We start from the raw sequence: 1,014 nt of genomic DNA, 5'->3' as shown, positions 1-1,014 counted from the left end.
TTAATATATAAAAATGAATTTAACTTAAATGATGTAAAAATTATTTTATTTAATAGAGACAAAATCATGACTGATATGATGAAAAATATAAGAATAGTAGAAGTTTATTCAGATATCGCCGGATATAAAAAAGGCGCTTCTCTAGGCATTGATGCATTAAAAGCGTCATCAAAAGAACTCAATGCAGATTATTTTGAAAAATTGCAATTCGACAGTATTGAGGATGATAGCAACAGTGAGGGGGAATCACAATTTGCGCATGCAAAATATGCTGATGTGATTGAACCGATTATCTCTAAGTTAGCACATAAAATAAAAGACATAAGAAATGAGAATAAATTCCCAATTGTCTTAGCTGGAGATCATTCTAGCTGCGCAGGAACGATGCACGGCCTAAAAATGGCGCATCCTGATGCTGAAATTGGTGTGGTCTATATAGACGCACATGCTGACTTTCATTCACCCTATACCAGTGGATCAGGCAATATGCATGGCATGCCTTTGGCCATGGCGTGTGCCATTGACAATCTAGAATGTCAGCGCAATGAGCTTTCTGAAAAAGAAAAAGAGTATTGGGAAAAATTGAAATTTATGGCATCTGATGAACCCTCAATCAAGCCAGAAAATGTGGTTTTTTGCGCGGTTAGAGACTATCAAGAAGAAGAAATGGATTTAATTAGAAGACATAAGATCCCTTTATATAGCGTTGCTGAGATAACTCAAAAAGGCATCAGTTCCACAGTAGAGGAAATCTTCAAGAAGCTAGAATATTGTGATCATATCTATGTCTCATTTGATGTTGATAGCGTTGACCCTTTGTACGTGCCAGGAACCGGTACGCCTGCAATGAATGGTCTGTCATACGAACAAGCCATGCAACTTAACATAGAGTTAATCAAGAATAAGAAAGTATGCTGTTGGGAAATGGCAGAAATCAATCCTTTGTATAACAATTCAAAAGATGACTCAAACAGAATATTTAAAATTTTAGAAAAAGTGACGCAGTCTCTTTTA

Annotated in this window: 1 protein-coding gene; it reads left to right on the top strand. The window is 35.9% G+C overall.

From position 1 onward, the window contains the following. Positions 1-1,014, top strand: a 1,014-nt coding sequence (locus ACZW67_RS14295) for an arginase (protein ID WP_465183804.1), incomplete at both ends; no start/stop codon positions are given.

Source organism: Psychrobacter sp. TPE 89C (assembly GCF_055522395.1).
Note: the sequence above shows the minus strand (reverse complement) of the source record. Positions and strands in the feature narration are given on the sequence as shown.